The following is a 5403-nucleotide window of genomic DNA, read 5'->3' as shown; positions in this document are numbered from 1 at the left end:
CGTCGCTGGCCAGAACCTGGACTTCATCGTCAATACCGATGAAGCGGTGCTGGTGAACAGCAGTAACGGCAACCCTCGCCTGGCGATCACGCTGGACGACGGCCAGGTGGCATACGCCGACTATGTGTCCACCTCTGGCGGTACTGCGCTGCTGTTCCGCCTCAGTGTCACCCGTGGTATGGCCGGCAATAGCAGCTTCGCCGTCGCTCCAACGATCGACCTGAATGGTGGCAGCCTGCGTGACACCCAAGGCAACGACGCCAACACGGGCTTGAACAACCTGGGCGATACCCGAGGGATTCTGGTCGATGCCAAAGCACCTCAGCCAAGCAGCATTGTGGTCGATGGCCCTGTGTCGCCCGGCGACCGTACCCTGAGCTTTACCCTGACATTCGACGAAGCGGTCAGCGGTGTCGATGCCAGTGATTTTTCGGTGCTCGGCAGCAACTCTGCCAGTGGTGTAGTGCAGTCGGTGCAACAACTTGACGCTCGCACCTACCGCATCGTGGTGGGTGACCTGCGCGGGCAGGGCAGCCTGGCGTTGAGTCTCAATGCAGCGAACAGTGGCGTTCAGGACAGCGCAGGCAACGCCTTGGGCGTGTCGATGGTCGGCCAGGCGCAGTCGATCCAGACCCAGGATGTCGGTGACCTGGAGTATCGCTTGAACCCACCGCAAGCCCCAGGCACGCCTCAAGCGCCGTTAGCCCCGCCGCAGTTGCCAGCGCCCGTGATTGACGCGGGTCTATCGCCGCTAATGCCGCCGCCATTGTTCGATGTGCGTAGCGTCGGTGGTGACTTGCGGCCGCTGGGCACGATTTTCCTCGGCAATGCCAGCAGTGCGCCGAGCTTTATCGCTCAGGTATTCGGCACCAGCGCCCGCGGTTTCTCGGGCCTGGCCGGCAGTGCAGGGATGGGCGGCGGTGAAGGAGGGGTGTTTGGCAGCAGCACCCTTGCCAGCCTATTCAGCCAGCAGGTGCCGGGCGTCACTGAGATGAATGTCTTCAACGGCAGCCAGTGGAAGCAGAGCGATCTTACTCAAGGCTTGCGAGGCGTGTTCGGAGCACCGACCTTCGGCCAGCAACTGCAGCAGATCAATGAAATCGACCAGCGCCACGTGCGCGAGTTGGCCAAGGCCTTGGCTCAACCGACAGCGATCGGACAGCGGGCATGAAACACAGCATGCACTTTGATAACACGGCCGTACCAGGGGGCGGTCCAAGGATGAACAATAGCCACAAACTCTTCGCCACCAGCCTGTTGGTATTGGCCATCAGCGGCTGCGCCGTGACCAGCCAGCCGATCGACCGTAGTGTCAGCGAGGCACGTGCCAGAACCGACCTTGCGACCATGTTCAAGGATCAGGAGCCAATCAAAGGGCCACTGACCCTGCACCAAGCCATGGCACGCGCGGTCAAGTACAACCTCGAGGCCCGCCTGAAAGTCATGGAGGAGGCGCTGTCTCAGCGCCAGGTCGATCTGGCTCGCTTCGACATGCTGCCGCGTATGGCCCTGGCCGCAGGTTACGCCGGTCGTAACAATGTGGGGGCGTCCAGCAGCCAGAGCATTCGCACTGGCACCCAGTCCCTCGAACCTTCGACTTCCCAAGACCGCGACCGCGACGTGGCCGACCTGACCATGGTGTGGAACGTACTGGACTTCGGTGTCAGCTACGTCAGTGCCAAGCAGCAGGCGGACCAACGCCTGATTCTCGAAGAGCGTCGGCGCAAGGTCATTCACACCATTACCCAGGATGTGCGTTCGGCCTACTGGCGCGCCGTGGCTGCCCAGCGCTTGCTGAGCCAGATCGATAGCCTGATGGGGCGCATCGACCAGGCCCGTGACAACAGCCAGCGCATGGCCGCCCAGCGGTTGGGCGACCCCGTGCAAAGTTTGAGCTACCAGCGCGCCTTGATCGAGGCCACCCGTCAGCTGGAAGAGCAGCGCCGTGCGCTGTCTTTGGCCAAGACCGAGCTGGCCGCGCTGATCAACTTGCCGCTTAATACCGACTTCACCCTCGCCTCTGAAGACAGCTATCAGGTGCCGACTTTCAAGGCCGACTTCGCCCAGCTTGAGCAGCAAGCACTGGCCAGCCGCCCGGAGCTGCGCGAACAGGACTACCAAGCGCGCATCAGTGCGGCAGAAACCCGCAAGGCCATGCTGCGCCTGTTGCCAGGGCTGGAGCTGTCGGTTGGCGGTCACTACGACAGCAACTCGTTCCTGACCAATCAGAGCTGGGCCGACTACGGGGTCAAAGTCACCTGGAACCTGTTCAACGTGCTCTCAGGGCCAAGGGCGATCAAAGTCGCCGAAGCGGGCGAGGATGTAGTCGCCGCCCGCCGTCAGGCAATGTCCATGGCAGTGCTGGCGCAACTGTACGTGGCCAATGCCAATTTCAACGAGGCGGTGCGGCAGTTCCATACCAGTGAAGAACTGGCGAGCCTCGACGGGCAGATTGCCGAGCAGTTGCGCAACCGCTATCAGACCCAGAACATAGGTGAGTTGGAGCTGATCCAGGGCGAGCTGAACAACCTGCAGACTCAGCTCAAGCGTGATCTGTCCTACGCCGAAATGCGCAAAGCTTACGCTCAGTTGTACATCAGCTCGGGGGCCGACCCGTTGCCGGACTCCTTGCCGGACGACAGGCTGCAGACCATCGCAACTGCCCTGCAGAACAGCGAGGCCGGCTGGAACCGCTGATACCGCTGGCTCAGTAATGGCGTTCAGCTGCTAGCTAGCTGGCCGAGCGCCTTGCCTGAGGGTTCGAATCGGTCGCAGGTGGCCATGCGTACGTTACGCAGCACTCGGGTTTCCACGTGCAAAGCGTACAAAGCCTCGGCTCGATAGCTGACCATCAGCGTGCGGCGTTTGGCGCCGCTGATGTTGCGGCTGGCTGCATGCACCAGCTCGGCATCGAACACCAAGGCATCGCCAGCGCGGCCTGCCAGCTGTATCGCTTGCGATTCGTCGTCGAAGTCAAAAGGGGGCTCGCCGGCTTGCGGTCGATGGCTGCCCGGCACGATGCGCGTGGCACCATTGTCGGGGCCGAAATCGTCCAGATAAATGAGTGCGCTCACTGTATCGCCCGCTCGCACCCCCGAGCCGTCACGATGCAACCTTTGGTGGCCGCCACCGGCAACTGGGTCGCGGCCCTCAACCTGGGCCAGAAAGAACCGCTCGCCCAGCAGCATCCCGCTGCTCGCCAATATTTCAGGCAGGCGACAAACGGCCTGAATTTGCCGATGTTCATCCAGTTGTGCATAGCGCCAGTTGGAGTTACGTGGCACAGGCCATCGTTCTGGGGGCTGCACGCCGGCCTCGAACACCCTGCGCAGGTCATCCAGCCACTGCTGTGGGATCGCCTGACGGAGCAGGATGTAGCCTTCTTGATGGGGCTGGCCGCGTTCGGTCATGGGTAGTCACATCCGTGTTTTCCAGTCGGCAATCATAGCGAGCGGGGTAGACCTTTACGAGCTGGCGGCAGGCGCTGTGACAAGCTGTCACTGGGGCAAAGCGCCTAATTGACCGAAAGGGCACCAATTTGTTTGTGCTGGCGATTCGGTTACAATCAGCGAAACGATTCAGCCTTGCCAGTCAATTCGACAAAAGCCTGAAGCGTTTTCTGGTTCTTCAAGCCGCTGAACAATGATCATAAAAAGCCTGCGCGCAAGAACACGAAGCATCTGGGTCAGCCACAGGCCCACCCTCCGTTCTACTGACTGGAATTGATCAATGTTCAAGAAAGCTGGCAAGACCTTGCTGGGTCTGGCTGTTGCTGCGAGCTTCATGCAAGCGCACGCCGCAGAAACCAAGAAAGTCGATGTGCTGCTGGTCGGCGGCGGCATCATGAGCTCCACCCTGGCCGTGTGGCTGCACGAGCTGGAGCCTAGCTGGTCGATGGAAATGGTCGAGCGCCTTGATGGCGTGGCCGAAGAAAGCTCCAATGGCTGGAACAACGCAGGTACCGGCCACTCCGCGCTGGCCGAGCTGAACTACACCCCGGAAGACAAAGACGGCAACGTCAACATCTCCAAGGCCATCGAAATCAACGAAGCCTTCCAGATCTCCCGCCAGTTCTGGTCGTGGCAGGTTCGCCAAGGCGTGCTGAAGAACCCGCACTCGTTCATCAACACCACCCCGCACATGAGCTTCGTCTGGGGCGATGACAACATCAAGTTCCTCAAGAAGCGTTACGAGGCACTGCAGGCCAGCCCGCTGTTCCGCCCGATGCAGTACTCCGAGGACCACGCGCAGATCGCCAAGTGGGTCCCGCTGATGATGGAAGGCCGTGACCCGAACCAGAAGCTGGCGGTCACCTGGACGCCTATCGGCACCGACGTCAACTTCGGCGAAATCACTCGCCAGTTCGTGGGCCACCTGCAGACTCAGAAAGGCTTCGACCTGAAGTTGTCCAGCGAAGTGCAGGACATCACCCGCAACGAAGACGGCTCCTGGCATGTTGAGTACAAGAACCTCAAGGACGGCAGCACCTCGGCTACCGACGCCAAGTTCCTGTTCATCGGTGCCGGCGGCGGCGCGCTGAAGCTGCTGCAGAAATCGGGTATTCCAGAAGCCAAGGAATACGCAGGCTTCCCAGTGGGTGGCTCGTTCCTGGTGACCGAGAACCCAACCGTGGCCATGCAACACATGGCCAAGGCCTATGGCATTGCCTCCACTGGCGCTCCGCCCATGTCGGTACCGCACCTGGACACCCGCGTGCTGGACGGCAAGCGCGTGATCCTGTTTGGCCCATTCGCCACTTTCTCGACCAAGTTCCTGAAGAACGGCTCGTACCTCGACCTGCTGAGCAGCACCACCACGCACAACGTGTGGCCAATGACCAAGGTCGGTATCGATCAGTACCCGCTGGTCGAGTACCTCGCCGGCCAGCTGATGCTGTCGGATGATGACCGTTTCGAAGCCCTGCGTACCTACTTCCCGAATGCCAAGAAGGAAGACTGGAAGCTGTGGCAGGCCGGTCAGCGTGTACAGATCATCAAGCGTGACGAAGAGAAGGGCGGCGTGTTGAAGTTGGGCACCGAAGTGGTGGCTTCCCAAGACCGTACTATCGCGGGTCTGCTGGGCGCCTCGCCGGGTGCATCGACCGCAGCGCCGATCATGCTGAACGTGCTGGAAACGGTGTTCAAGGAGAAGGTCGCTACCCCTGAGTGGCAGGCCAAGATCAAGCAGATCGTACCGAGCTACGGCACTAAGCTTAACGACTCTGCAGCCGCCACCCAGAAAGAGTGGAACTACACCGCAGAAGTGTTGCAACTGGCCAAGCCGCCGGTCATCGACGAAAGCGTCGGCACCAGCGTTGCGCCAAGCGCACCGGTCGAAAGCAAAGCTGAGAACGACATGGCCCTGTAATCAGGGCAGTCGGCGAAACAAAGCCACGGGTATCCC

3 protein-coding genes and 1 pseudogene are annotated in these 5403 nt (G+C 61.0%); 3 read left to right on the top strand and 1 reads right to left on the bottom strand.

Annotation, left to right across the window (positions count from 1 at the left end; all coding sequences use genetic code 11):
* A pseudogene (locus ACK59H_RS22595) lies at window positions 1–1171 on the top strand (hypothetical protein); the annotation flags it as partial.
* Window positions 1172–1221: 50 nt separating this feature from the next.
* Window positions 1222–2697 carry a TolC family protein gene (locus tag ACK59H_RS22590; protein WP_060478891.1) on the top strand — a complete coding sequence of 492 codons (1476 nt, stop codon included), beginning with the start codon at window positions 1222–1224 and terminating at the stop codon, window positions 2695–2697.
* Window positions 2698–2720: 23 nt separating this feature from the next.
* Here ACK59H_RS22590 and ACK59H_RS22585 read toward each other — a convergent pair whose 3' ends face one another.
* Complete coding sequence (locus ACK59H_RS22585; protein ID WP_060478892.1) at window positions 2721–3410, bottom strand: phytanoyl-CoA dioxygenase family protein; 690 nt, start codon at window positions 3408–3410, stop codon at window positions 2721–2723.
* A 319-nt stretch (window positions 3411–3729) separates the two neighbouring features.
* Here ACK59H_RS22585 and mqo point away from each other — a divergent pair, with 319 nt between their 5' ends.
* Window positions 3730–5367, top strand: a complete 1638-nt coding sequence (gene mqo, locus ACK59H_RS22580; RefSeq protein WP_060478893.1) for a malate dehydrogenase (quinone) — start codon at window positions 3730–3732, stop codon at window positions 5365–5367.
* The last annotated feature ends 36 nt before the right edge of the window (window positions 5368–5403 follow it).

The sequence above is a fragment of the Pseudomonas sp. KCJK9000 genome, from assembly GCF_046230725.1.
Classification (GTDB): domain Bacteria; phylum Pseudomonadota; class Gammaproteobacteria; order Pseudomonadales; family Pseudomonadaceae; genus Aquipseudomonas; species Aquipseudomonas promysalinigenes.
The sequence above is the reverse complement of the archived record's forward strand: the minus strand, read 5'-3'. Positions and strand labels throughout refer to the sequence as shown.